Origin of the sequence: Phycicoccus avicenniae (assembly GCF_050496545.1) — a bacterium.
Taxonomy (GTDB): Bacteria; Actinomycetota; Actinomycetes; order Actinomycetales; family Dermatophilaceae; genus Phycicoccus; species Phycicoccus avicenniae_A.
In genome coordinates, this window is the sequence record NZ_JBNVZV010000008.1 from 1 (window position 1) to 23,283 (window position 23,283).

General features: G+C 74.9%; 24 protein-coding genes. 5 read left to right on the forward strand and 19 right to left on the reverse strand.

Translation table 11 applies throughout. The features are described 5' to 3' along the window. Nucleotides 1-211: 211 nt before the first annotated feature. The 5 genes from ruvB to pdxT form a co-directional block, all read right to left on the reverse strand. On the reverse strand, nt 212-1,297 hold the full coding sequence (gene ruvB, locus ACQZ2A_RS08625; protein ID WP_430209976.1) for a Holliday junction branch migration DNA helicase RuvB: 1,086 nt from the start codon (nt 1,295-1,297) through the stop codon (nt 212-214). A gap of 32 nt (nt 1,298-1,329) precedes the next feature. Continuing rightward, nucleotides 1,330-1,938 (reverse strand): Holliday junction branch migration protein RuvA, encoded by a 609-nt coding sequence (ruvA, locus tag ACQZ2A_RS08630; protein WP_430209578.1) that lies wholly within the window; start codon nt 1,936-1,938, stop codon nt 1,330-1,332. Next, the gene (gene ruvC, locus ACQZ2A_RS08635; RefSeq protein WP_430209581.1) at nt 1,935-2,447 is read right to left on the reverse strand and encodes a crossover junction endodeoxyribonuclease RuvC; all 513 of its coding nucleotides are present in this window, start codon (nt 2,445-2,447) and stop codon (nt 1,935-1,937) included. Before ruvC ends, ruvA begins: the two co-directional genes overlap by 4 nt. A 261-nt stretch (nt 2,448-2,708) precedes the next feature. After that, the gene (locus tag ACQZ2A_RS08640; protein ID WP_430209584.1) at nt 2,709-3,470 is read right to left on the reverse strand and encodes a YebC/PmpR family DNA-binding transcriptional regulator; all 762 of its coding nucleotides are present in this window, start codon (nt 3,468-3,470) and stop codon (nt 2,709-2,711) included. After that, the gene (pdxT, locus tag ACQZ2A_RS08645) at nt 3,467-4,087 is read right to left on the reverse strand and encodes a pyridoxal 5'-phosphate synthase glutaminase subunit PdxT (protein WP_430209587.1); all 621 of its coding nucleotides are present in this window, start codon (nt 4,085-4,087) and stop codon (nt 3,467-3,469) included. Before pdxT ends, ACQZ2A_RS08640 begins: the two co-directional genes overlap by 4 nt. Before the next feature lie 58 nt (nt 4,088-4,145). On the opposite strand from pdxT, the gene ACQZ2A_RS08650 reads away from it, so the two are divergent. Beyond that, a complete protein-coding gene (locus ACQZ2A_RS08650) occupies nt 4,146-4,661 on the forward strand; it encodes an N-acetyltransferase family protein (protein WP_430209589.1) in 516 nt (171 codons plus the stop codon). A 21-nt stretch (nt 4,662-4,682) separates the two neighbouring features. On the opposite strand, the gene ACQZ2A_RS08655 is transcribed toward ACQZ2A_RS08650, so the two are convergent. Then, a complete protein-coding gene (locus ACQZ2A_RS08655) occupies nt 4,683-6,254 on the reverse strand; it encodes a diguanylate cyclase (protein ID WP_430209592.1) in 1,572 nt (523 codons plus the stop codon). A gap of 154 nt (nt 6,255-6,408) precedes the next feature. Here ACQZ2A_RS08655 and kynU point away from each other — a divergent pair, with 154 nt between their 5' ends. Together kynU and ACQZ2A_RS08665 are read left to right on the forward strand one after the other, a co-directional pair. Continuing rightward, nucleotides 6,409-7,647 (forward strand): kynureninase, encoded by a 1,239-nt coding sequence (gene kynU, locus ACQZ2A_RS08660; RefSeq protein ID WP_430209595.1) that lies wholly within the window; start codon nt 6,409-6,411, stop codon nt 7,645-7,647. Continuing rightward, a complete protein-coding gene (locus ACQZ2A_RS08665; RefSeq protein WP_430209598.1) occupies nt 7,647-9,479 on the forward strand; it encodes a DHA2 family efflux MFS transporter permease subunit in 1,833 nt (610 codons plus the stop codon). Before kynU ends, ACQZ2A_RS08665 begins: the two co-directional genes overlap by 1 nt. 14 nt (nt 9,480-9,493) lie before the next feature. On the opposite strand, the gene ACQZ2A_RS08670 is transcribed toward ACQZ2A_RS08665, so the two are convergent. Genes ACQZ2A_RS08670 through pgsA form a run of 8 tightly spaced genes read right to left on the reverse strand, consistent with a single transcriptional unit; the run spans nt 9,494 to nt 15,429 of the window. Then, a complete protein-coding gene (locus ACQZ2A_RS08670) occupies nt 9,494-10,072 on the reverse strand; it encodes a hypothetical protein (protein WP_430209600.1) in 579 nt (192 codons plus the stop codon). Nucleotides 10,073-10,086: 14 nt separating this feature from the next. Next, complete coding sequence (locus ACQZ2A_RS08675; protein WP_430209603.1) at nt 10,087-10,566, reverse strand: hypothetical protein; 480 nt, start codon at nt 10,564-10,566, stop codon at nt 10,087-10,089. Between the two features lie 28 nt (nt 10,567-10,594). Next, nucleotides 10,595-11,143 carry a hypothetical protein gene (locus ACQZ2A_RS08680; RefSeq protein WP_430209606.1) on the reverse strand — a complete coding sequence of 183 codons (549 nt, stop codon included), beginning with the start codon at nt 11,141-11,143 and terminating at the stop codon, nt 10,595-10,597. Then, nucleotides 11,140-12,042 carry a pyridoxal 5'-phosphate synthase lyase subunit PdxS gene (pdxS, locus tag ACQZ2A_RS08685; protein WP_430209607.1) on the reverse strand — a complete coding sequence of 301 codons (903 nt, stop codon included), beginning with the start codon at nt 12,040-12,042 and terminating at the stop codon, nt 11,140-11,142. The genes ACQZ2A_RS08680 and pdxS overlap by 4 nt, the downstream gene beginning before the upstream one ends. Before the next feature lie 51 nt (nt 12,043-12,093). Next, nucleotides 12,094-12,693, reverse strand: coding sequence for a hypothetical protein (locus ACQZ2A_RS08690; RefSeq protein WP_430209610.1), 600 nt, complete (start codon nt 12,691-12,693; stop codon nt 12,094-12,096). Continuing rightward, nucleotides 12,690-13,880, reverse strand: coding sequence for a glycosyltransferase family 4 protein (locus ACQZ2A_RS08695; RefSeq protein WP_430209613.1), 1,191 nt, complete (start codon nt 13,878-13,880; stop codon nt 12,690-12,692). The genes ACQZ2A_RS08690 and ACQZ2A_RS08695 overlap by 4 nt, the downstream gene beginning before the upstream one ends. Beyond that, a complete protein-coding gene (locus tag ACQZ2A_RS08700) occupies nt 13,877-14,809 on the reverse strand; it encodes a phosphatidylinositol mannoside acyltransferase (protein WP_430209616.1) in 933 nt (310 codons plus the stop codon). Before ACQZ2A_RS08700 ends, ACQZ2A_RS08695 begins: the two co-directional genes overlap by 4 nt. A 5-nt stretch (nt 14,810-14,814) precedes the next feature. Next, nucleotides 14,815-15,429, reverse strand: coding sequence for a phosphatidylinositol phosphate synthase (gene pgsA / locus ACQZ2A_RS08705; protein ID WP_430209619.1), 615 nt, complete (start codon nt 15,427-15,429; stop codon nt 14,815-14,817). Between the two features lie 128 nt (nt 15,430-15,557). Here pgsA and ACQZ2A_RS08710 point away from each other — a divergent pair, with 128 nt between their 5' ends. Further along, nucleotides 15,558-17,663: an elongation factor G gene (locus ACQZ2A_RS08710; protein ID WP_430209621.1), complete on the forward strand. Its 2,106-nt coding sequence runs from the start codon at nt 15,558-15,560 to the stop codon at nt 17,661-17,663. 12 nt (nt 17,664-17,675) lie between these two features. On the opposite strand, the gene ACQZ2A_RS08715 is transcribed toward ACQZ2A_RS08710, so the two are convergent. After that, entirely contained in the window at nt 17,676-18,215 is a 540-nt protein-coding gene (locus ACQZ2A_RS08715; protein WP_430209623.1) for an HIT family protein, read from the reverse strand. A gap of 51 nt (nt 18,216-18,266) precedes the next feature. On the opposite strand from ACQZ2A_RS08715, the gene ACQZ2A_RS08720 reads away from it, so the two are divergent. Continuing rightward, entirely contained in the window at nt 18,267-18,749 is a 483-nt protein-coding gene (locus ACQZ2A_RS08720) for an N-acetyltransferase family protein (protein WP_430209625.1), read from the forward strand. Here ACQZ2A_RS08720 and ACQZ2A_RS08725 read toward each other — a convergent pair. The 4 genes from ACQZ2A_RS08725 to ACQZ2A_RS08740 all read right to left on the reverse strand — a co-directional run bounded on the left by ACQZ2A_RS08725 (nt 18,724) and on the right by ACQZ2A_RS08740 (nt 23,216). Further along, complete coding sequence (locus ACQZ2A_RS08725; protein WP_430209627.1) at nt 18,724-19,545, reverse strand: SDR family NAD(P)-dependent oxidoreductase; 822 nt, start codon at nt 19,543-19,545, stop codon at nt 18,724-18,726. The genes ACQZ2A_RS08720 and ACQZ2A_RS08725 overlap by 26 nt on opposite strands. A gap of 10 nt (nt 19,546-19,555) precedes the next feature. Continuing rightward, nucleotides 19,556-20,023 (reverse strand): N-acetyltransferase family protein, encoded by a 468-nt coding sequence (locus ACQZ2A_RS08730; protein WP_430209630.1) that lies wholly within the window; start codon nt 20,021-20,023, stop codon nt 19,556-19,558. A gap of 407 nt (nt 20,024-20,430) precedes the next feature. After that, nucleotides 20,431-22,416, reverse strand: a complete 1,986-nt coding sequence (gene thrS, locus ACQZ2A_RS08735) for a threonine--tRNA ligase (protein WP_430209633.1) — start codon at nt 22,414-22,416, stop codon at nt 20,431-20,433. Nucleotides 22,417-22,517: 101 nt separating this feature from the next. Next, on the reverse strand, nt 22,518-23,216 hold the full coding sequence (locus ACQZ2A_RS08740) for a GOLPH3/VPS74 family protein (protein WP_430209636.1): 699 nt from the start codon (nt 23,214-23,216) through the stop codon (nt 22,518-22,520). Nucleotides 23,217-23,283 lie beyond the last annotated feature (67 nt).

A 23,283-nucleotide genomic window follows, 5' to 3' on the forward strand; every position in this document is an offset into this window, starting at 1 on the left:
CCCCCCCCCCCCCCCCCCCCCCCCCCCCGCCCCCCCCCCCCCCCCCCCCCCCCCCCCCCCCCCCCCCCCCCGCCCCCCCCCCCCCCCCCCCGCCCCCCCCCCCCCCCCCCCCCCCCCCCCCCCCCCCAGGACCCACTCTAGGTCAGAGCCGGACACCTCACCAACGAAGCGGGGGAGCTCCGCGTGCCCCCGCCACGGAGGCCGCGCGGGGTCAGCCGCCGAAGCGCCCGGGGCCCTCGCCCTCGAGCGGCAGTGCGGCCTGCTGCGGCGCGTCGGCCGGGGGACGCAGGCCGAGGTGCGCCCACGCCTGGGCCGTGGCGGTGCGCCCCCGGGGGGTGCGGGCCATGAAGCCCTCGCGCACGAGGTAGGGCTCGGCGACGGTCTCGACGGTGTCGGACTCCTCCCCCACGGCGACGGCGAGCGTGGAGAGCCCCACCGGGCCGCCGGCGAAGCGGCGGCACAGGGCCTCGAGGACGGCACGGTCGAGGCGGTCCAGGCCGGCTTCGTCGACGTCGAAGAGGGCCAGGGCCTCGCGGGCGGCGTGGTGGTCGACGACCCCGGCTCCGTGCACCTGGGCCCAGTCCCGGACGCGTCGGAGCAGCCGGTTGGCGATGCGCGGCGTGCCCCGGGAGCGCCCGGCGACCTCGCGGACCCCGGGCTCGTCCGCCTCGACCCCGAGCAGCCCGGCCGAGCGGTGGAGGATGGTCACGAGGTCCTCGACGTCGTAGAAGTCGAGGTGGCCGGTGAAGCCGAACCGGTCGCGCAGCGGCGCCGGGAGCAGGCCGGCGCGGGTGGTGGCACCGACGACGGTGAAGGGCGGCAGCTCGAGGGGGATGGCGGTGGCGCCCGGGCCCTTGCCGACGACGACGTCGACCCGGAAGTCCTCCATCGCGAGGTAGAGCATCTCCTCGGCAGCCCGGCTCATCCGGTGGATCTCGTCGAGGAAGAGCACCTCGCCCTCGTCGAGGCTGGAGAGCACGGCGGCGAGGTCGCCGGCGTGCTGGATGGCGGGGCCGCTCGTGACGCGGATGGGGCGCTCGAGCTCGGCGGCGACGATCATCGCCAGCGTCGTCTTGCCCAGCCCCGGTGGGCCCGAGAGCAGCACGTGGTCGGGGGGGCTCCCCCGGCGGCGGGCGGCAGTGAGCACGAGCTCGAGCTGGTCGCGCACGCGCGGCTGGCCCGGGAAGTCGGCGAGCCGGCGCGGGCGCAGGGCGGCCTCGACGACCCGCTCGTCGTCGCTGCCGCCGGCGTCGACGACCCGGGCGGTGGCGTCGAGCGAGCCGTCGGCCTCGCGCATCTCGCTGCCGAACCCGTCGGCGGGACCGCCGCTCACCGGCGCAGCTCGCGCAGGGCCAGGCGCAGGTAGGTGGCGACCTCGGAGCCGGCGGGAGCTGCGTCGGCCACGCGCTCGACGGCGTCGGTGGCCTGCTTGCCGCTCCAGCCGAGGCCGACGAGGGCCTCGGTGACCTGCTCGCGCCACGGCTCGGCGGCCGGCGTGGCCGGGGCCGCACCGGCGGGCGGGGTGCCGGTGCCGTGCAGCGCGCCGACCTTGTCGCGGAGCTCGAGGACGAGGCGCTGCGCCGACTTCGCGCCGATGCCCGGGATGGCGCTCAGCGCCTTGGCGTCGCCTGCGGTCAGCGCGCCGGCGAGCTCGTCGGGGCCCATGACCGAGAGCATCGCCAGGGCCAGGCGCGGCCCGACGCCCGAGACGGTCTGCACGGTCTCGAACATGTCGCGCTCGGCGGCGCCGGAGAAGCCGTAGAGGGTGAGGGAGTCCTCGCGGACGACGAGGCTCGTGGCGAGCGACGCCTCCTGGCCGCGGTGGCAGCCCGCGGCGGTGGCCGGGGTGGTGTGGACGAGCATCCCGACGCCACCGACCTCGACGACGACGCGGTCGAGGCCGACGTGCGCGACCGGCCCGCGGACCGAGGCGATCACCGCCGGGTCCCCTCGGCGAGGGCCGCCAGACGCGACTCCTGCGCCCCGCGCCACGCGTGGCAGATGGCCAGCGCGAGGGCGTCGGCGGCGTCGGCCGGCTTCGGGGCCACCTCGAGGCCGAGGATGCGGGTGACCATCTGCGTCACCTGCGCCTTGTCGGCGCGGCCGCTGCCGGTGACGGCGGCCTTGACCTCGGTCGGGGTGTGGAAGACGACCGGCAGGCCACGGCGCGCGGCGCAGAGCAGCGCGACGGCGGTGGCGTGGGCGGTGGTCATCACGCTCTGGACGTTGACGTCGGCGAAGACCCGCTCGATCGCCACGACCTCGGGGGCGAAGCGGTCGAGCCAGGTGCCGAGCTCGGACTCGAGGTAGAGCAGACGCTGCCCGGGGTCGGCGTCGCCCGGGGTCCGCACCACGCCGACGGCGACCATCGTGGCGCGGCCGGGCCGCCCGTCGACGACACCGAGACCGCACCGGGTCAGGCCGGGGTCGACCCCGAGGACGCGCACGCTGGACTCCTGCCGACGGATTGGAACACCTGTTCGGTGCCCCACGCTACCCACTCATCGTCGGTCCGGACGGCAGCAACACGCGGCGTCGTGCGCCCGCAGAACCGCCGCACCTGACCGTCGGGTGGCGTCGTCGGGCGCGAACGTCCGCGTCGTCACGGTGACGACGGGCCTCCTCCCCGGAGACGGGGATGCATCCCCGTCCCGACGGAGCTTGCGCGCCATCACGGTGACGACGCGGTTGTCCGGACGTCGGCGGGGTCAGTCCTCGGCGTCGAGCTCGGCGAGGACGTCGTCGGGGATGTCGCCGTTGGCGAAGACGTCCTGGACGTCGTCGGAGTCCTCGAGGGCCTCGATGACGCGGATCATCTTCTTCGCGCCGTCGGCGTCGAGCGGCACCTGGAGGTTCGGCACCCAGGAGGCCTCGGCCGAGTCGTAGTCGATGCCGGCGTCCTGGAGCGCGGTCCGCACGGCGACGACGTCGGTGGCCTCGGAGACGACCTCCCAGGAGTCGCCGTTGTCGTTGACCTCCTCGGCGCCGGCCTCGAGGACGACCTCGAGGATCTCGTCCTCGCCCTTGTCCTCGCTCTTCGGGACGATGACGACGCCCTTGCGGTTGAAGACGTAGGCCACCGAGCCCGGGTCGGCGAGCTGGCCGCCGTTGCGGGTCAGGGCGGTGCGCACCTCGGCGGCCGCACGGTTGCGGTTGTCGGTGAGGCACTCGATGAGCAGGGCCACCCCACCGGGCGCATAGCCCTCGTAGGTGATGGTCTGCCAGTCGGCCCCGCCCGCCGTCGCACCGGACCCGCGCTTGACCGCGTTGTCGATGTTGTTGTTGGGGACCGAGGACTTCTTGGCCTTCTGGATCGCGTCGTAGAGCGTCGGGTTGCCCGCCGGGTCACCGCCACCGGTGCGGGCCGCGACCTCGATGTTCTTGATGAGCTTGGCGAAGAGCTTGCCGCGCTTGGCGTCGATCGCCGCCTTCTTGTGCTTGGTGGTCGCCCACTTGGAGTGGCCGCTCATGAACGCTCCCTCTGGCTCTGCTTCACGATGTCGACGAACAGGCGGTGGACCCGGTGGTCACCGGTCACCTCCGGATGGAAGGACGTGACCAGCAGGTTCCCCTGCCGCGCGGCGACGATCCTACCCGCGGCCGGTCCGTGCTCGACCCGCGCCAGGACCTCGACGGCCTCCCCGGCCTCCTCGACCCACGGCGCGCGGATGAAGACGGCGCGCACCGGCTCGCCGCCCAGCTCGCGGATGTGCAGGTCCTCCTCGAAGGAGTCGACCTGCCGACCGAAGGCGTTGCGGCGCACGAGGATGTCCATCCCGCCGAGCGTCTGCTGCCCGCTCGCGCCGTCGGCGAGGCGGTCGGCCAGCAGGATCATCCCGGCGCACGAGCCGTAGACCGGCAGGCCGCCGACGATGCGCTCGCGGAGCGGCGCCTGGAGGTCGAAGGCCCGCACGAGCTTGTCGATGGTCGTCGACTCGCCCCCGGGCAGCACGAGCCCGTCGACGGCCTCGACCTCGGCCGGGCGGCGCACGGTCACGGCACGGGCGCCGCCGCGCTCGAGGGCGGCCACGTGCTCGCGGACGTCGCCCTGCACGGCGAGGACGCCGACGGTCGGGGTGCTGGTCACGAGGGCCGATGCTACGGGCGGCCGCGGCCCCGTCGGTGGCGGGCCCTAGCCTCGGGACGTGCCCGAGCCGCTCGTCCGCCCCCGTGTGCCCGCCGACGTCCCGGTCCTCGTCGACGTCCTCGCCGCCCAGCAGGCGGCGTCGGGCTACCCCGTGCGCTGGCCGCTGCCGTTCCCGGTCGAGGAGTTCCTCGTCCGCGACGGCGAGCTCGGCGCGTGGGTCGCCGAGGTCGACGGCGTGGTCGCGGGGCACGCGGCCCTGCTGCACCCGGCCGCCGGGTGGGAGGCCGACGCGTTCGCCGCGGCGATGGACCTGCCGGCGGAGGCGATGGGGACCGTGTCCACCCTCTTCGTCGACCCGGCGCGTCGTACCGGGGGCATCGGCACGCGGCTGCTCGACACCGCCGTGGCCCACGCCCGCGCGCTCGGGCGGGTGCCGGTGCTCGACGTCGTCCAGGAGCACTCCCCCGCCGCCGACCTCTACCGCCGCCGGGGCTGGCGCGTGGTCGGCGAGGTCCGGCCGCACTGGCTGCCCGCCGACCGCCGGCCGGTCCTGCTGATGACCCTCGACGGCTGAGGTGCCCGCGGGTCCGGTGGCTCAGGTCGAGACGCCGTCGCGGCCGCGCTCCTTGGCGCGGTAGAGCGCCCGGTCGGCCGACTGCCGCAGCCCGTCGAGGTCGGCCAGCTTGCCGACGGCGAGCCCGACGCTCACCGTGACGCGCAGGTCCTCGGCGAGGTCCTCCCAGAAGTCGTGGCGCACCCGCTCGGCGAGCTCCAGGCATCGGCTGCGGGCGGTCCCCAGCCGGTCGGTGTCGAGGAGGAGCAGGAACTCGTCCCCGCCCCAGCGCACGACGAGGTCGGTGCCGCGCACCACCGTGCGCAGCGAGCTCGCGATCCGCACCAGCACCTCGTCGCCCAGCTCGTGGCCGTGGGTGTCGTTGACCCTCTTGAAGTGGTCGACGTCGACGAGGACCAGGGTCACGTCCTCGCGCGGGCTGCCGTGCGCCCCCTCGAGGAGCATCGCGACGTGCGACTCCAGCCCCCGGCGGTTCGCCACGCCGGTCAGCGCGTCGACCTCGGCGGCGAGGCGCAGGCGCGCGTGCTCGGTGGAGAGGTGCTCGTTCTGGATGAGCGAGCCGATCGCCTCGAGCGCCGCGAGCCGTGCTTCCTGCCGGCGCTGCGCGAGCTCGCGGGCCACGCGCAGGCCGGCGGTCGGGTACCCCAGCTGCTCGGCCTCGAGCTCGGCGTCCCGGGTCAGGGCCAGCAGGTAGAGCTCGGGCATCCGGACGCGGTCCCAGGCCTCGATCGCGGAGGCGAGGTGCGCCCGGGCGCTCGCGGGGTCGGGGTCGGTGAAGGAGCGGGCGAGGCCGAGGTAGGTGGCGAACTCGGCCTCGTCGTCCTCGGCGAGCGGGCGCGGCTCCCCCGAGGTCGGGGGCGCGATGGCGTCGACGAGGTTCTCGAAGATGTGCAGGTCGACGCGCCAGCTCTCGGGCAGGAGCTCGAGGGGCACCCGGTGGACGGCGGCGCGGGCCAGGACCCCGAGCTCGTGCAGCTCCTCGGCGGGACCGGACTGGCGGGTGACGCACAGGCGCCGCAGCTGGATCTCGGCCCGGTTGTACATCGTCGTCGCCATGCGCGAGGCGTCGCGCTCGTCGGCCCCGAGGGAGTCCGCCGCCGACGACGTGTGCTCGAGGGCCAGGTCCCACATGTCGCGGTCGAGGTAGCCGGTGGCGCACTCGACGTGGGCCGAGGCCAGCATCACGTGGCCGGGTGGGGCCCCGCGCAGCAGGACGGTCGCGCGGGTCAGGTCGCGGTCCGCGTCCAGGCGGGGGCGGTCGTCCCACATCTCGGCCGTCGCCCCGAGGCCCAGCGCCAGCGCCTCCCAGACGACGTCGCCCTCGGCCCGGGCCCGCTCGAGCAGCCGCCCGAGGTGCGGCCGGCGCTCCTCGACGGTGTCCGCGGCGAGCAGCCGGACGTAGCCGGCCACCATGAGCACGTCGTCCCAGTCGTCGTCGGCGGCGCGCGCCTCGAGCCCGGCGAGCTGCTCGGTGTCCAGGGACCCGGGCGTCTGCGCCGACAGGATGAGCCCGCGGGCCTCCATCAGCAGGGCCTCGTGGTCCGACGTGCGCGCCCGCGCGGTCCCCGACACGGATGTGATGGCTCCCCCCATGAGGGGAGTCTGCGCCGCCCGGGCCGCGGATGCACGCAGGTCGGCGTGTTTCGCGCAGGTCTGGCCGAACGTCCATCCCTGCGCCGAACCGGGCCCGCCGAGCGGGGCGGGATGGTCCGGGGTCGCCCCGGCGCCGACCGGCTAGCGTCGTCCCATGTCGTCACCGCTGACCGACCGCGCCCGCGCCCTCGACCTCGAGCACGCCGGCACCGACCTGCGGGGCCGCTTCCGGCTGCCCGCCGGTGTCGTCTACCTCGACGGCAACTCGCTCGGGGCGCTCCCGGCCGGGGTGGCCGAGGCGGTCGCCGACGTCGTGCACCGCCAGTGGGGCAGCCGGCTCATCGCGAGCTGGAACGAGTCCGACTGGTGGGGCGCGCCCACCCGGGTCGGCGACCGGATCGGTGCGCTCGTCGGCGCCGGTGAGGGCCAGGTGGTCTGCACCGACTCCACGACCGTCAACCTCTACAAGTGCGTCGTGGCGGCGGCCCGGATGCGGCCCGGCCGCCGCGTCGTGCTCACCGACCCCGCGTCCTTCCCCACCGACCTCTACGTGACGCGGGCCGCGGCCCGCGACGCCGGGCTCGTCGTCGAGCTCGTGGCGCCGGATGAGGCCCCCGCTCGCATCGCCGAGCTCGGCGAGGAGCTCGTGCTCGCTTCCTACAGCTCGGTCGACTACCGCACCGGCGAGCTCTGGGACCTCGCGGGCATCACCCGCGCGGCGCACGAGGTCGGGGCGCTGGCCTGCTGGGACCTCTGCCACTCCGCCGGCGTCCTCGAGGTGGGGCTCGACGAGCACGGGGCCGACCTCGCCGTCGGCTGCGGCTACAAATACCTCAACGGCGGACCCGGCGCGCCGGCCTTCCTCTACGTCGCGCGCCGCCACCAGGACGACTTCGACCAGCCGCTCTCGGGTTGGAACGGCCACGCCACGCCGTTCGCGATGGCCCCCGACTTCGCGCCGGCGCCCGGCATCGCCCGTGGCCGGGTCGGCACCCCGCCCCTGCTCTCGATGCTCGCCCTCGAGGCGGCGCTGCACGCGTACGACGGCGAGCAGGTGGCGGACCTGCGGGCGCGGTCGCTGTCGCTCACCGGCTTCTTCCTCGAGTGCCTCGACGCCCTCGCCCCCGAGCTCGAGGTCGCCACGCCGCGCGACCCGGCACGGCGCGGCTCGCAGGTGTCGGTGCGCCACCCGGGCGCGTACGGCGTGGTGCAGGCCCTCATCGCGCGCGGCGTCGTCGGCGACTTCCGCGAGCCCGACATCGTGCGGCTGGGCTTCTCGCCGATGTACCTCACCCACGCCGACGTCCTGCGGGCCGCGGAGCAGCTGCGCGCCGTCCTCGACGGTGCCGAGCACGAGCAGCCCGAGTACTCCGTCCGGACCACCGTGACCTGATGAGCGTCCGGACCCCCACCGTCACGGACGGGTTGCCGCTCGGCTCCCCCGGGGGTCGCTGGCTGCTCGTGGCCTCCATCCTGGGGTCGGCGCTCGCCGGCATCGACGCGACCGTGGTCAACGTCGCGCTGCCCGCGATCGGCGACTCGCTCGACGCCGCCTTCGCGACGCTGCAGTGGACGGTGTCGGCGTACGCGCTGACCCTCGCAGCGTTCATCCTGCTCGGCGGTGTCCTCGGGGACCGGTTCGGGCGGCGCCGGGTCTTCCTCGTCGGGGTCGTGTGGTTCGCGGCCGCCTCGCTCCTCTGCGGAGCCGCCCCGAACGCCGAGCTGCTCGTGCTCGCCCGCGCCCTCCAGGGGGTCGGCGCGGCCCTGCTGACGCCGGGGAGCCTGGCGATGATCCAGGCGAGCATCGCGCCGGAGGACCGCGGCCGGGCCATCGGTGCCTGGTCGGGCCTCGGCGGCGTGGCGACGGCGGTCGGGCCGTTCCTCGGCGGCTGGCTGGTCCAGAGCTTCTCGTGGCGCTGGGTCTTCCTGGTGAACGTGCCGCTCGCCGCGGTGGTGGTCGTGCTCGCGCTGAGGCACGTGCCGGAGAGCCGCGACCCCGGCGCCGAGGGTCCGGTCGACGTGGCCGGGGCAGCCCTCGGGGCGGTCGCCCTCGGCGGGACGACGTACGCGCTCATCTCGGCCGGCGAGTCCGGGGCGTCACCGGGCGTGCTCGCCGCGGCCGCGGTCGGGCTGCTCGCCGCCGTGGCCTTCGTCGTCGTCGAGCGACGCGCCGCCTCCCCGATGCTCCCCCTCGACGCCTTCCGGGGTGCGCAGTTCCGCGCCGCGAACCTCGTGACCTTCGTCGTCTACGCGGGGCTCGGGGCGGTCTTCCTCCTGCTCGTCGTGCAGCTCCAGGTGGTCTCCGGCTTCTCACCGATCGCCGCGGGGACCGCCCTGCTGCCGGTCACCGTCGTGATGCTGCTGCTGTCCTCCCGCTCGGGGGCGCTGGCGGCCCGGCTCGGTCCGCGACGCCAGATGGCCGCCGGGCCGGTGCTCGCCGCCGTCGGGGTCCTGCTCATGCTGCGGCTGGGTCCGGATGCGTCGTACCTGCTCGACGTCCTCCCCGCGGTCGTCGTGCTCGGCCTGGGGCTGGTCACGATGGTCTCGCCGCTGACCGCCACGGCGCTGGCCGCGGCGCCCCCCGAACACGCCGGGATGGCCTCGGGCGTGAACAACGCGGTCGCCCGCACGGCCGGGCTGCTGGCCGTCGCCGTCGTCCCCGCCCTCGCCGGGCTGACCGGCCGTGCCTACGACGACCCCGTCGCCTTCGACGCGGGCTTCGCCGTCGCGCTCTGGGTGAGCGCGGGCGCGCTCGTCATCGGCGGGGTGCTGGCCGCCGTCACCGTGAGCGACGACGTCCTGAGCGACTCCCCCGGCGTCCGGCAGCTGCAGTTCTGCGCCGGCATCGGGGGCCCGCCGCTCGCCACCCGCGTCGATGCCGACGGCCGGCCCGACTGCGACCCCGTCCCGTTCCTGACCGTCACCGAGGAGGACCCGATGACCTGCACGCACCTCACCGACACCACGCCCCCGACACCCGCGGCCGACGGCTGCGTGGAGTGCCTCGCCACCGGGGAGACGTGGGTGCACCTGCGCCTCTGCCAGGCCTGCGGCCACGTGGGCTGCTGCGACTCCTCCCCGGGACGCCACGCGACGGCCCACGCCCGGGGCGCGGACCATCCGGTTGTCCGTTCGTTCGAGCCGGGCGAGGAGTGGTTCTACTGCTACGTCGACGACGTCGCGCTGGAGATGCCGGACGCCCCGCCGGCGCCCAGCCACCACTGAGCCGCCGCACGTCCTCAGCGGCGGCCGAACAGCCCACGCTTCCTCGGGGCCGCGACCGCGACGTCGGTGAGCGGCTCGAAGGAGTCCGCGGAGATGCCCATGACGGAGGCCGGGACGCCGAGCAGCGCCCGGGCGTGGTCGAGGGTGACGTCCAGCGGCATCCCGTGACCCTGGAAACCCGGGGCGTCGAGCGTCTGGGCCAAGGCCTCGGCGTTCTCGGGGTGACCGGCCAGCGAGGCCATCGCGTGGGCGAGCTGGCGCCAGCCCTTCGCGAACCGGTCCAGCTCCTTGCCGGAGGGGGCCTGCCACCCGGGTGACCAGACCATGAACTGCGCGCTGCGCCCGGTGGCGACGCAGAGGCCCACGTCGTGGCCGGTGTCGAGCACGGCGAAGACGCGCTCGCCCGCAGCGCTCACCCGCTGCGCCGCAGGGGTGGGGAAGGAGACCACGCGGGGCGAGAGCGCGGCGACGGTCCAGCCGTCGAGCCGGCCGACGGGCGCCTCCTCACCGAGACGACCGAGCACCACGTCGAGGGGGGCGGTCGTGATGACGACGTGCGTGGGGGTGGTGGGGCTCGCGGCGCTCTCGGTCACGAGGCCGGATTGTGTCAGACCCGGTCCTCGGTGGCACCGCCCCGGCGCAGTGCGTCGACGAGGTCGGCGAGGTAGCCCTCGAGCCGGTTCTCGTACGCGGCGTCGAGCGGACCGAGCGGGCGGGTGGCCTCGCGACTGACCCGCAGGGTGCGGGCCGGCTCCCCCGGCAGCTGCAGCCGCACCCTGGTCACGTCGGACCAGCGGGTCGCGCGCAGCACCCGGAACCGCACGTCGCGCACCGGCACGTCCCGGTCGGGCTGGACCGCACCGGGCGCGGTCCACCGCAACCGGTCACCGTCGATCGCCAACCGTCCGGCCGCGCGCGCGACCGGTCCCTGGAAGCGCCACACCGCGAACGCGCCACCCGGCAGCAGCGCGTCGCGCAGCTGCCCGGCCGAGCGATCCATCCGGACCCGTTGCCGGTGCGCCCGCACCCGCCCGACGACGACGGCCAGCACGGCCATCCCGAGGACGATGCCCACCTCGACGACCACGTCGCCTCCTCCCGGTCCGGTTCGACCCTCAGCGGGTCGCGGACCGCTCGACCTCGTCCGTGTCCAGCTCGACGTCGAGCCGCACCTCGGCCCCGGCGACACGCAACGCCATCGCGAGGTCGAACGCGTAGGCGCTCAGCCGCGGCTCGTAGTACGGGATTCCGAGCGAGAGGAACGGGAAGCGGCGGTCGCGGCTCACCATGAGCCGCACGCTGTCACCCCCGTGCGAGAGCACGAGGCTGCGCCCGTTGTCGCGCGGGCGCTTCTCGACCAGCACCTGTACGGAGGGGGCCGGCGCGCTCCAGCGGACGGTCCGGCGAGGCCTCGAGTAGGTGACGGTGGCCCCCTCGACGGACAGAGCGGCCCTCCGGTGGAACTCACCGCTGCGGCTGACGGTCCAGGCCAACCACGAGGTGCTCGCCTGCCCCGCCGCCCCCGGCAGCGAGCCGGCCCGACCTGTCATCCGCTCACGGTGCTGCTGCTGCCTGCGCACCCACACGGCGCCGAAACAGGCGCTCGCGGCGAACAGCCCCCAGAAGAGGGCCATGAGGATCTCGCGGAGGAGGTTCTCGCTCACCAGCCGCGCTCGGCGAGCCGGTGCGGCTGCGGGATCTCGTCGACGTTGATGCCGACCATCGCCTCACCGAGGCCGCGCGAGACCTTGGCGATGACGTCGGGGTCGTCGTGGAAGGTCGTGGCCTTGACGATGGCCTCGGCGCGCTCGGCGGGGTTGCCGGACTTGAAGATGCCCGAGCCGACGAAGACGCCCTCGGCGCCGAGCTGCATCATCATCGCGGCGTCCGCCGGGGTGGCGATGCCGCCGGCGGTGAAGAGGACCACGGGCAGCTTGCCGGTCTCGGCGACCTCCTTGACGAGGTCGTACGGCGCCTGGAGCTCCTTGGCGGCGACGTAGAGCTCGTCGGGCTCCATCGAGCGCAGCCGGTTGATCTCCTTGCGCAGCGAGCGCATGTGCGTGGTCGCGTTCGAGACGTCGCCGGTGCCGGCCTCGCCCTTGGAGCGGATCATCGCCGCGCCCTCGGTGATGCGGCGCAGGGCCTCACCGAGGTTGGTCGCGCCGCAGACGAAGGGGACGGTGAACTGCCACTTGTCGATGTGGTTCGCGTAGTCGGCCGGGGTGAGGACCTCGGACTCGTCGATGTAGTCGACCCCGAGGGACTGCAGGACCTGCGCCTCGACGAAGTGCCCGATGCGGGCCTTGGCCATCACGGGCACGGAGACGGCCTCGATGATGCTGTCGATCATGTCGGGGTCGCTCATCCGCGACACCCCGCCCTGCGCCCGGATGTCGGCCGGGACCCGCTCCAGGGCCATGACGGCCACGGCGCCGGCGTCCTCGGCGATCCTGGCCTGCTCGGCGGTCACGACGTCCATGATCACGCCGCCCTTGAGCATCTCGGCCATGCCGCGCTTGACGCGGGTCGTGCCGGTGGAGGGGGCGCTCTGCTGCTCGGTCATGCGCCAGATCATAGGACCGCGCCGGGGGTGCTCCCGACCACGGTCCGCCGCTCAGCGGGCCAGCGCCGGTGGGAGGTCGTCGTCGAACTCGACCCGCTCGGGCAGCGTCGCCCGGCCGGCGAGGCGGAACCAGCGCACGACGCGCTTGTGCCGCACCCGGCGCACCTCCCGGACGGCGTCGTTGTGGAACCGGCGCGCCATCCGGACCCGCAGGGCGCTGGCCGAGATGCGCTCGAGGGCCTCGCGGACCAGCTCGTCGTCCTCGGCCCGCAGGCCGCCCACGACGTCGTCGGTGAGGGTGACGGTGAGCACCTCGGTGAGGGTGGTCTCGACCTCCTCGCGGCCACCGAAGTGCTGGCCGTCGAGGAGGTCCTCGTCGAGGGGGTGCTCGGTGGTTCGCTCGACCGAGTCGGTGGCGGCGTCGGCCAGCAGCAGCGCGGTGGCGGGGTCGAGGGCACCGCTGTTCGCGAGCTCGAGGGTGGCCTCGGCCCGGCGGACCAGCTGGGCATCGAGGGCCGACATCGCGCCCTCGACCTTGGCGTGGAGGCGGTCGAGGCGCGCGGCGGCGTAGGAGAGGTACCACGCCACGCCGATGAGGAGGATGACGACGAAGGTCGTGACCTGGAGGACGTCGACGCCGGTGCCGCTCACGACGGGCCCCCGCCGGGCACGCTGCGCACGAGCCGGCTCCAGAGGCCGCGCGGGCCCTGGTCGGCGAGCTCGGCGTGGGCTCCCTCGAGGACGGTCTCGTAGACGGCCATCACCTGCCCGGAGACGCGCGACCAGTCGAAGGTGGCGGCCCGCGCCCGCCCCGCGTCGCGCAGCGCGCCCCGCCGGGCCGGGTCGGCGAGCAGCTCGGTGAGGGTGCGGGCCAGCTCGGGGGCGGACCCGGTCTCGAAGGTGGCCCCGGTGCGGCCGTCGTCGAGGACGGCGAGGAAGGCCGACAGGTCGGAGGCGACCACCGGGGCGCCGGCGGCCATCGCCTCGACGAGGACGATGCCGAAGCTCTCGCCGCCGAGGTGGGGGGCGACGTAGGCGTCGACCGAGCCGAGCAGGGCGGCCTTGTCGGCGTCGGAGACCGCGCCGAGCACGGTGGTCGCGGCGACCGCGCGGGGGTCGGCGTGCTTGAGGACGTCGGCGGCGTCACCCGGACCGGCGACGAGCAGGCGGGTGCCCGGGTGGGCGTCGAGGACGGCCGGCAGGGCACGCAGCGCGACGTCCAGGCCCTTGCGCGGCTCGTCGACCCGGCCGAGGAAGGCCAGGGTGGGGGCACCCTCCCGGCCGGCCCACTCCGCCCGGGGCCGCGCGGCGCCGAAGCGGTCGACGTGCACCCCGTTCGGGATGATGTACGTGTCGCCCCCCAGGTGCCGGCGCACGGTGCGGGCGGCGTCCTCGGACACCGCGATCCGGGCGCGGATCTTCTCCAGTGACGGGCGCAGCAGCGGGTTGGCGGCGTGCATCGCGCGCGAGCGCACGTTGGCGGTGTGGAAGGTCGCGACGACCGGCTCCTCCGCGGCCCAGAGGGCCATGAGCGAGACCGACGGCGTGACCGGCTCGTGAAGGTGCACGACGTCGAAGTCGCCCTGCTCGAGCCAGCGCGTGACGCGGGCCGAGGTGACCGGGCCGAAGGTCAGCCGGGCGACCGAGCCGTTGTAGCGCACCGGCACCGCGCGCCCGCAGGGGACGAGGTAGGGCGGCAGCTCGGTGTCGTCGTCGGCCGGGGCGAGCACCGAGACGTCGTGCCCCTGGGCGATGAAGACCTCGGCGAGGTCGCGGACGTGGAACTGCACCCCGCCGGGCACGTCCCACGAGTACGGGCAGACGATGCCGATCCTCATGGCGTGGCCCCCGCCCGGGCCAGGCGCTCGGGGTCGAGGTCCTCGACGAAGACCCGCTGGAGCATGTGCCAGTCGCTCGTGTGCTCGCGGACCGCAGCGCCGAGCGCGTCGGCGCAGGCCTGGGTCATCGCGACGACCTTCTCGCGGGTCGCGCCGGACGTCGGCACCGGCACGGCCGGGTGGAAGGTGATGACGATGCCCCAGCCGCTCCCCCGCCGCTCGTGCCGGATGGAGACCGGGTGCAGCGGCCGGCGCTCGGCGAGGGCCAGCGCGGCCGGGCCGGGGGCCATCCGGGCCGGGAGCCCGCAGAAGTCGACGGTGACACCGCGGTGGGTGAGGTCGCGGTCGGCGAGCAGCGGGATGAGCCCACGCCTCCGGGCGGCCTCGCGCAGCGCCGGGAAGACGTCCGGGCCGCCGGTCAGCGGGAGGATGGTCATCCCGAGGCCCTCGCGGAACTCGAGGAACTCGCGGAAGACCTCCTCCGGCTCCAGCCGCTCGGCAACCGTGGTCACCGGTCCGAGGTGCACCGTTCCCCACGCGCCGGCGAGGTCCCAGTTGCCGAGGTGGCCGAGGAAGCCGACGACCGAGCCGCCGTCGGCGAGCACCTCGCGGACCGGCCCGTCGCCCTCGACGCGGACCCGCGCGGCGAGGTCGTCGGGGCCCAGCCCGGAGAGCCGGAAGGCCTCGCAGTAGTAGCGCAGGTAGGAGCGCATCCCCTCGCGGACGAGGGCGTCGAGCGCGGCGGCGTCGAGCTCGGGGCGGACGCGCGCGTAGTTGGCCCGCAGCCGCTCGGCGCCGCCGCGGCGCACGGTGACGTCGGCGGCGAGGTCGAAGAGGCGGTACGCGGCACGCTCCGGCAGCCGCCGCACGGCCCCCCACCCGAGGCGGTGCGCGGCGAGCGTCGCGGCGTCCGCCACGGTGGAGCGCACCCCCGTCACGCGAGCTCCAGGGCCTGCCGCCGGACCTCGAGGATCCGCTGCACGACGGTGACCAGGCTCGCGAGCGCGAGGAGCGCGAGGACGACGCCGAGGAAGATCGTGGGGATGCCGAACAGCCCGGTGAGACCGGTGGCCACGAGCACGGCGACGAGCCGGTCGGCGCGCTCGGCGATGCCGACGTTCGCGGTCATCCCGAGCCCCTCGGCGCGGGCCTTGGCGTAGGAGACGACGCTGCCGAGGATGAGGCAGGCCAGCGCGAGGGCGGCCATGTAGGCGTTGCCGCCGTTGCCCGCGTACCAGAGGACGAGGCCGCCGAAGACCGCGGCGTCGCCGACGCGGTCGAGGGTGGAGTCGAGGTAGGCGCCCCAGTTGCTGGAGCGCCCGAGGCGACGCGCCATGATGCCGTCGACGGTGTCGGAGAACACGAACGCCGTGATGACGAGGGTGCCGACGAGGAACTCACCGCGGGGGTAGAAGGCGAGCGCGCCGAAGCCCACCCCGAGGGTGCCGATGACGGTCACGACGTCGGGGCTGACCCCGAGCCGGATGAGCAGCGAGGCCACCGGCGTGAGGATCTTGGTGAAGAACGCGCGCGCGTAGCGGTTGAGCATGGTCCGGCCAGCGTAGTGGGGTGGCGCGCCACTGCCCGCGCCACCGCCGCCGCCCGGGGTGGTGCAGGTCTCCCCCGGGTCGGCCGCGACCCCTTGTGCGGGGCGGCGCGGAGGAGTTGATTGGGGGCATGAGCGGCACAGCGGCCCCGACCCCCACCGACACCACCCGGCTGCGCACGGTCGTCCTCGTCGGACCGAGCGGCGCCGGCACCTCCCGCCTCTTCGACCACGTCGTCGAGACCCTCTCGCCCCGACGGGCGGGCCGCTCGCGCTCGGAGGGCTCGGGCGGCCTGCGGGCGGCCACCCTCCGGCTCGGGGAGGTGGTGCTCACCCTCCTCGACGCCCCGGGGAACCCCGACTTCGTCGGGCAGGTGAGGGCGGGTCTGCGCGCTGCGGACGCCGCCCTCTTCGTCGTCTCGGCCGCGGACGGCGCCGACGCGCGCTCGCGCGCCCTGTGGCACGAGTGCGCGGTCGTCGGGATGCCGCGCGCGGTCGTCGTCACCCAGCTCGACGCGCGCGACGCCGACTTCGCCGCCACGCTCGAGGACTGCCGGGCGCACTTCGGCCCGGGCATCCAGCCGCTCGGGGTGCCGGTGGCCGGGGCCGACGGCGCGGTCACCTCGATCGCCGACCTGCTGCTCGGGGAGATCCACGACTACGAGGGCGGCCGGCGCTCGGTGCGGCCCGCCGGCCCCGAGCACGCCGACGTCTTCGACACCCACCGGCCCGGACTCGTCGAGGGGATCATCGAGGAGTCCGAGGACCCCGACCTGATGGACCGCTACCTCGCGGGCGAGGAGCTGGAGTTCGCGACGCTCGAGCGCGACCTGCTCGAGGCCGTCGCCCACGGCACCTTCCACCCGGTGCTGCCGGTGTCCGGCGAGACCGGCGCCGGGGTCGAGGTGCTGCTCCACCTCGTCGAGGTCGCCTTCCCGCACCCCGGGCTGCACCCGCTCCCCACGGTGACGCCCGTCGGTGGGGGCGAGCCGGTGGCCCTGACCGCCGACCCCGACGGCCCGCTCGTCGCCGAGGTCGTGCACACCGAGTCCGACGCCTACGTCGGGCACCTCTCCCTCGTGCGGGTCTTCTCGGGGACGCTGCGCGCCGACCGGCCCGTCCACGTCTCCGGCCACCTCGAGCTGCTCGACGGCCCGACCGGCGAGGGCCACGAGGCCCACGACGACGACGTGCGACCCGGTGCCATCGCCGCCCCCTTCGACGGCGAGCTGCTGCCCAAGGAGCAGGCGGTCGCCGGCGAGGTCGTCGTCGTCACCAAGCTCGCCGGCGCGCAGACCTCCGACACGCTCTCGGACCCCTCCCGCCCGCTGCTCGTCACGCCGTGGGCGCTGCCCGAGGCGCTGCTGCCGGCCGCCGTGCAGCCGGCCTCGCGCGCCGACGAGGACCGGATGCCCGTCGCCTTCCGCGAGCTCGCCGCCGAGGACCCCGCGCTGCGCATCGAGCACGACGCCGAGACCGGGCAGGTCGTCCTGTGGACCACCGGGCCGGCCCACCTCGACCTGCTCCTGCACCGCCTGCGCGAGCGGTTCAACGTCGGCGTCGAGCAGGTGCCGGTCAAGGTGGCGCTGAAGGAGACCGCCGTCGGGCGCTCGGAGGCCCAGGGCCGGCACGTGAAGCAGTCCGGCGGGCACGGGCAGTACGCCGTGTGCCACCTCGTCCTCGAGCCGCTGCCGCGCGGGTCGGGCGTCGAGTTCACCGAGGTCGTCGTCGGTGGGGCCGTGCCGCGCCAGTTCATCGGCAGCGTCGAGAAGGGCGTGCACGGCCAGCTCGCCAAGGGCCTGCTCGCCGGGTGGCCGGTCACCGACGTGCGCGTCACCCTCACCGACGGCAAGGCGCACAGCGTCGACTCCTCGGACATCGCCTTCCAGACCGCAGCCGGGCTGGCGCTGCGCGAGCTGGCCTCCAGCGCCTCGATGTGCCTCCTCGAGCCGGTCGACACGGTGACGGTGACGGTCGACGACGAGCACCTCGGGGCGGTGATGACCGACGTCAGCAGCCGGCGCGGGCAGATCATCGGCTCCGAGCCGGCCGACGGCGAGCCCGGGCGCTCGGTGCTCACCGCCGCCGTGCCGCGCCTGGAGCTGCTCGACTACGCGGTGGCCCTGCGCTCGCTGGCCCACGGCACGGGGAGCTTCCGGCGCGAGCCGCGCGGCTACGACGAGCTGCCCGCCCGCCTGGCGCGCGAGCACCTCGCGGCGTCGGGCCGCCCCGACTGAGGAGCCCTGCGCTCAGGCGGGCCAGTGCTCCGCGAGCCGGGAGCGGACGTCCTCGAGGAGCATCGGCAGCGCCTTGGTGCGCGCGACGATCGGCAGGAAGTTGCTGTCGCCACCCCACCGCGGCACGACGTGCTGGTGCAGGTGCGCCGCGACCCCCGCCCCCGCGACCGCGCCCTGGTTCATCCCGAGGTTGAAGCCCATCGGCGCCGAGGCGCTGGTCAGGGCGTGGATGGCCGCCTTGGTCAGCGCCGTGAACTCGGCCGTCTCCTCGTCGGTGAGGTCGACGTAGAGCGCGACGTGCCGGTACGGACAGACGAGGACGTGGCCGGGGTTGTACGGGAAGAGGTTCATCACGACGTAGCAGTGCTCGCCGCGGTGCACCACGAGCCCCTCCTCGTCGGACTTGCCGGGGGCCGCGCAGAACGGGCAGCCGTCGCCGGCGTCCGGGTCGGGGCGCTCGCCCTGGATGTAGACCATCCGGTGGGGGGTCCAGAGCCGGTCGAACCCGTCGGGCTCGCCCGCGAAGTCGGCGGCGTCCTCGTGCTCGGGCATGGGTCGATCCTAGGTGCCGTCCGCGGGGCCGGCGCGTGGCAGGGTGCCCTTGTGCCCGGCTCCCCCACCATGCGCCGCGCGACCACCGACGACGTCCCGGCGCTCGCCGAGCTGTTCCTCGCCGTGCGGGCCGAGAACGCCCCGCGCATCCCACCGATCGCGCACCCGGCGGCGACCGTCCGGCCGTTCCTCGCGCACGTGGTGGCCACCGACACGGTGTGGGTGGCCGAGGACGAGCACGGGCTCGTGGGCTTCCTCGCGCTCGGCGCGGGGGGCGAGGTCGAGCACCTGTACCTCCGGGCGGTGGCGACCGGCCGCGGCACCGGGGCACGCCTGCTCGACCTGGCCCGCGAGGCCCGTCCCTCCGGGCTCGCCCTGTGGACCTTCGCCGCGAACACCGGCGCCCGGCGCTTCTACGCGCGCGAGGGGTTCGTCGAGGTCGGGGGCACCGACGGCGACAACGAGGAGGGCGTGCCCGACGTCCGGATGGAGTGGCGCCCCCACCGTCTCAGCGCAGGTGGCTCGCGCCGTTGAAGTCGATCACGGCACCCGAGGCCCACTCGGCGCCGGGCGAGGCGAGGGTGAGCACGGCCGCGGCGACCTCCTCGGGCGTGGCGACCCGGTGGAAGGGGCTCTGGGCGCGCGTGCGCTCGGCGGCCTCGGGGTCGGCCAGCGCGTAGCCGGCCATCTCGGTGGCGATGAACCCCGGCGCGATGCTCGTGACCGCGATGCCGTGCGGCGCGAGGTGCTGGGCCATCGACTGCCCGAAGGAGTGCAGCCCGGCCTTGCTCGCGCCGTAGGCCGGGATGTCCGGCTCGCCGCGGTAGGCGCCGCGCGAGCCGACGTTGACCACGCGCCCCACGGGCACGCCGTCGGCCGGCGCGACGTCGACCATGTGCCGCGCGACGCACCACGTGAGGTTCGCCGGCCCGAGGAGGTTGGTCGCGAGCGTGCGCTGCCAGACCTGCACCCAGTCCTCGTAGGACGTGGCGTCGAGCGGGTGGTCGCCGCGCCGGCTGCCGGAGGAGCCCGGCGGCACGATCATCGCGGCGTTGTTGACGAGGACGTCGACGCGGCCGAGTCCCGCGGCGGCGGCGTCGGCGAGCCCGCGCACGGCGTCCGGGTCCGCGAGGTCGGCGGCCACGCGCAGGTGGCCGTCGCCCGGCAGGGAGGCGAGGACCTCCTCGGCGCGCTCCGCGCTGTCCGCGCCCCGGTGGTGGACCGCCACCCGGTCGCCCCGGGCGGCGAAGGCCCGCGCGACGGCGGCGCCGACCCCCCGGGAGGCGCCGGTGACGAGGACTCCCCGGGACGGGGTGGCGGCATCGCTCATGCCGCCCACCCTAGGTGTCGAGCCGGAGCTCCATCATCCGGTCCGAGGGCGCCCCGAACCCGACGCGCTCGTAGAGGCCGCGTGCCTCGGGGACGGCGTTGAGCTGCACGCGCGTCACCCGGTCCGTCGGCGCCCAGGCGAGCAGGGCACGCAGCAGCCGCTCGCCGACGCCGGCGTTCCGCGCGTCCGGGGTGACGAAGAGCAGGCTGACGTGGAACCACGCGTCGGCCGGGCGGTGGGCGCTCGGCAGCTTCTGGACGCGGGTGCCGTGGACCACGCCGAGCGGCCGGCCGGAGGGGTCCTCCGCGAGCCACGTGCGCCGGGCCCGGTCGCGCAGCCAGGCGTCGGCGAAGGCGTCGAGGAAGCCGGGCGCAGGCGTGATGCCGCGCTCGCGCTCGTCCTGGATGTGCAGTGCCCCGACCGAGAAGGCGTCGGTGGGCACCGCCTCGCGCACCCGGACGTCCTGCGTGGTCTCCACGCCCCCAGCATGGCCGACGATCGGCCCGGCGGCGAGGGATCGAGCAGGTCAGCCGGCCGGGCCGCAGCGGCCCGCACATGGGTGAGGCCCCGGAACCAGTATGAGTGGTTCCGGGGCCTCGGTGACTCGGCGTGATGCTCCGTGTCTCACGGCTCGGTTCCCGTTGCCACCACCGGCATCACCCGGCGGCTCCTCGCGGACGAACCGCGCGGCCTGGCAACCTTCTCCGTTCCGATCCCTCCGCCACCGAAGTGGTGGAGTGGGTTATTTCTAGTCCTCGAACAGGCTGTCCCGCAAGAGGTTTCGCCGAACTTTCCGGACCGGTTTCCGGACCTGTGCGTCCGACCGGCGTGTCGTCGGCGTGTCGTGTGACAGGCGTGACAACCGGGTTCGGCACGCCGCCCGCATCAGACCTGGCTCTTGGTCCGGACCGCCTCGAGGACCTCCGCGACGGCGTCGTCGACCGGCACGCCGTTCTTCTGCGACCCGTCCCGGTAGCGGAACGAGACGGCCCCGGCGTCGCGGTCCTCACCACCGGCGATGAGGACGTACGGCACCTTGCCCTTGCTGGCGTTGCGGATCTTCTTCGGGAAGCGGTCGTCGGACTCGTCGAGCTCGAAGCGCACGCCGTGCTCGGCGAGCTTCGCGCCGACCTCGCGCAGGTAGGGCACGAACTCCTCGGCGACCGGCACCCCGAGCACCTGGACCGGCGAGAGCCACACCGGGAACGCGCCGGCGTAGTGCTCGACGAGCACCCCGATGAAGCGCTCGATGGACCCGAACTTCGCCGAGTGGATCATCACCGGCTCCTGGCGCGAGCCGTCGGCGGCCTGGTACTCGAGCCCGAAGCGGTGCGGCTGGTTGAAGTCGTACTGGATGGTCGACATCTGCCAGGTCCGCCCGATGGCGTCACGCGTCTGCACCGAGATCTTCGGGCCGTAGAACGCGGCACCTCCCGGGTCCTCGACGAGGTCGACGCCGAAGCCCTCGGCGGTGGTGCGCAGCACCTCGGTGGCGGTCTCCCACTGCTCGTCGGAGCCGATGAACTTGTCCTTCTTGTCGCCGTCGGTGGCGCGCGTGGACAGCTCGAAGTAGTAGTCGTCGAGGCCGAAGTCCTCGAGCAGACCGACGACGAAGCGCAGCAGGTGCTCGATCTCGGCCGGGGCCTGCTCGGGGGTGACGTAGGAGTGCGAGTCGTCCTGGGTCATCGCCCGCACGCGGGTCAGGCCGTGGACCACGCCGGACTTCTCGTACCGGTACACGGACCCGAACTCGAAGAGGCGCATCGGCAGCTCGCGGTAGGAGCGGCCGCGCGAGCGGAAGATCAGGTTGTGCATCGGGCAGTTCATCGCCTTGAGCCGGTACTCGGCGTGCTCGAGCTCCATCGGCGGGAACATGGTGTCGGCGTAGTACGGCAGGTGGCCCGAGGTGTGGAACAGGCCGTCCTTGCTGATGTGCGGGGTCCCGACGTACTGGAAGCCCTCCTCGAGGTGCCGCCGGCGGACGTAGTCCTCCATCTCGCGCTTGATGACGCCGCCGCGCGGGTGGAAGACGACCATCCCGGACCCGATCTCGTCGGGGAAGGAGTAGAGGTCGAGCTCGGCGCCGAGCTTGCGGTGGTCGCGCTTCTCGGCCTCGGCGAGCCGCTCCAGGTAGGCCTTGAGCTCGTCCTTGGTCTTCCACGCGGTGCCGTAGACGCGCTGCAGCTGCGGGTTCTTCTCCGAGCCGCGCCAGTAGGCGGCGGCGCTGCGCATCAGCTTGAAGGCGTTGCCGAGGACCTTGGTCGAGGGCACGTGCGGGCCGCGGCAGAGGTCGCCCCAGGCCACCGAGCCGTCGCGGCGGACGTTGTCGTAGATGGTCAGCTGGGCGCCACCGACCTCCACGGATGCTCCTTCGGCGGCGTCCTCGGCGGCGCCGCCCTTGAGGCCGATGAGCTCGATCTTGTACGGCTCGTCGGCGAGCTCGACGGCGGCGTCGGCGTCGGACACCTCGCGCCGGTGGAAGGTCTGGCCCTCGTTGACGATCCGCTGCATCACCTTCTCGAGGGCCTTGAGGTCCTCGGGGGTGAAGGGGGTCTCGACGTCGAAGTCGTAGTAGAAGCCGTCGCGCACCGGCGGGCCGATGCCGAGCTTCGCCGACGGGTGGACCTCCTGCACGGCCTGGGCCAGCACGTGGGCCGCGGAGTGGCGCAGCACGTCGAGGCCGTCCTGCTCGTCGGCGGTCACCGGCTCGACGACGTCGCCGTCGGCCGCGGCGACGTGCAGGTCGCGCAGCTCGCCGCCGACGCGGGCGACGAGCACGGCCCGGTCGCCCTCGAAGAGGTCGCCGTAGGTCGTGCCCTCGGCCACCGATCGCTCGCTCCCGGCGACGTGGACGGTGATCTGGGCAGCCATGGTGAGGCACTCCTCGCGGTGGTGGACGAGCCGGTGCTCCGGCCCGCCCACGATGCTATCGAGGGCCCACCCGCCCGGTCGCGGCAGTTCCCGCGCGCGGGTCAGCTCGAGGCCGCTCCCGCCGTCCCCGCCACGGTGGCCGCCACCACGGCGGCCATGATCCCGGCGTTGACCTCCTGGACGGCCGCGCGGACCGCCGGGGCGGCCCAGTCGCCCCGGGTCACGGCCTCGGCGCGGCGCGTCGCCTCGCGCTTCGGGAGCCCGGTCACGGTGGTGAGCCGGCCGGTGGCCGCGAGCAGGGCGACGAGGGTCGCCGTGCGCGCGTCGGGAGGTGGGGCGCCGTCCCCGAGGGCGGCGGCGACCCGGCCGCGGAGACCGTCGACGAGGGCGGCGTCGGTGACCGTCCAGCGCGTCCGGGGGAACAGCCCGAGGACCTTGCCCTCCTCGGCCCGCAGGACGCCGCTCGCCGTCATCGAGCCCAGGGAGAGGTCGCGCAGCGGCCCGGCGCGGTCGCGCCACGCCCCGGCCCCGCCGAGCTTCGAGACCGCGTCCTTGGGCGTGCGGCCGTCGGCCGTGCCGAGCGCCTCGAGCAGGCGCGGGTCGGTGGGCTCGGCGGTGCCGGTGCGCCGGAGCCGGGCGCGCTTGCCCGTGCCGTCGAGGGCCAGGGCGCCGTCGAGGACGAGGCCGGCGACGGTCGCACCGCCCACCGCCGCCTTGAGCGTGGTGCTGTCGAGCCCGAGCCGTCCGCTCGTCGGGTCCAGGACGAGCAGCAGCAGCTCGTCGGTCAGCGAGAGGGTCATCGTCGTCCTCCTCCGTCGTGGTCTCCCATCGGACCACCGCCCGCCCGCGCTCGCCTCCCCCGCCAGG

Bases quoted from the DNA above. Each gene is read 5' to 3' on its own strand.
- ruvB (WP_430209976.1), bottom strand. From the start codon at position 1,297: ATGCGCGAGGCCGACGGCTCGCTCGACGCCACCGCCCGGGTCGTCGAC.
- ACQZ2A_RS08640 (WP_430209584.1), bottom strand. From the start codon at position 3,470: ATGAGCGGCCACTCCAAGTGGGCGACCACCAAGCACAAGAAGGCGGCG.
- ACQZ2A_RS08655 (WP_430209592.1), bottom strand. From the start codon at position 6,254: ATGGGGGGAGCCATCACATCCGTGTCGGGGACCGCGCGGGCGCGCACG.
- kynU (WP_430209595.1), top strand. From the start codon at position 6,409: ATGTCGTCACCGCTGACCGACCGCGCCCGCGCCCTCGACCTCGAGCAC.
- ACQZ2A_RS08665 (WP_430209598.1), top strand. From the start codon at position 7,647: ATGAGCGTCCGGACCCCCACCGTCACGGACGGGTTGCCGCTCGGCTCC.
- pdxS (WP_430209607.1), bottom strand. From the start codon at position 12,042: ATGACCGAGCAGCAGAGCGCCCCCTCCACCGGCACGACCCGCGTCAAG.
- ACQZ2A_RS08695 (WP_430209613.1), bottom strand. From the start codon at position 13,880: ATGAGGATCGGCATCGTCTGCCCGTACTCGTGGGACGTGCCCGGCGGG.
- pgsA (WP_430209619.1), bottom strand. From the start codon at position 15,429: ATGCTCAACCGCTACGCGCGCGCGTTCTTCACCAAGATCCTCACGCCG.
- ACQZ2A_RS08710 (WP_430209621.1), top strand. From the start codon at position 15,558: ATGAGCGGCACAGCGGCCCCGACCCCCACCGACACCACCCGGCTGCGC.
- ACQZ2A_RS08715 (WP_430209623.1), bottom strand. From the start codon at position 18,215: ATGCCCGAGCACGAGGACGCCGCCGACTTCGCGGGCGAGCCCGACGGG.
- ACQZ2A_RS08725 (WP_430209627.1), bottom strand. From the start codon at position 19,545: ATGAGCGATGCCGCCACCCCGTCCCGGGGAGTCCTCGTCACCGGCGCC.
- thrS (WP_430209633.1), bottom strand. From the start codon at position 22,416: ATGGCTGCCCAGATCACCGTCCACGTCGCCGGGAGCGAGCGATCGGTG.
- ACQZ2A_RS08740 (WP_430209636.1), bottom strand. From the start codon at position 23,216: ATGACCCTCTCGCTGACCGACGAGCTGCTGCTGCTCGTCCTGGACCCG.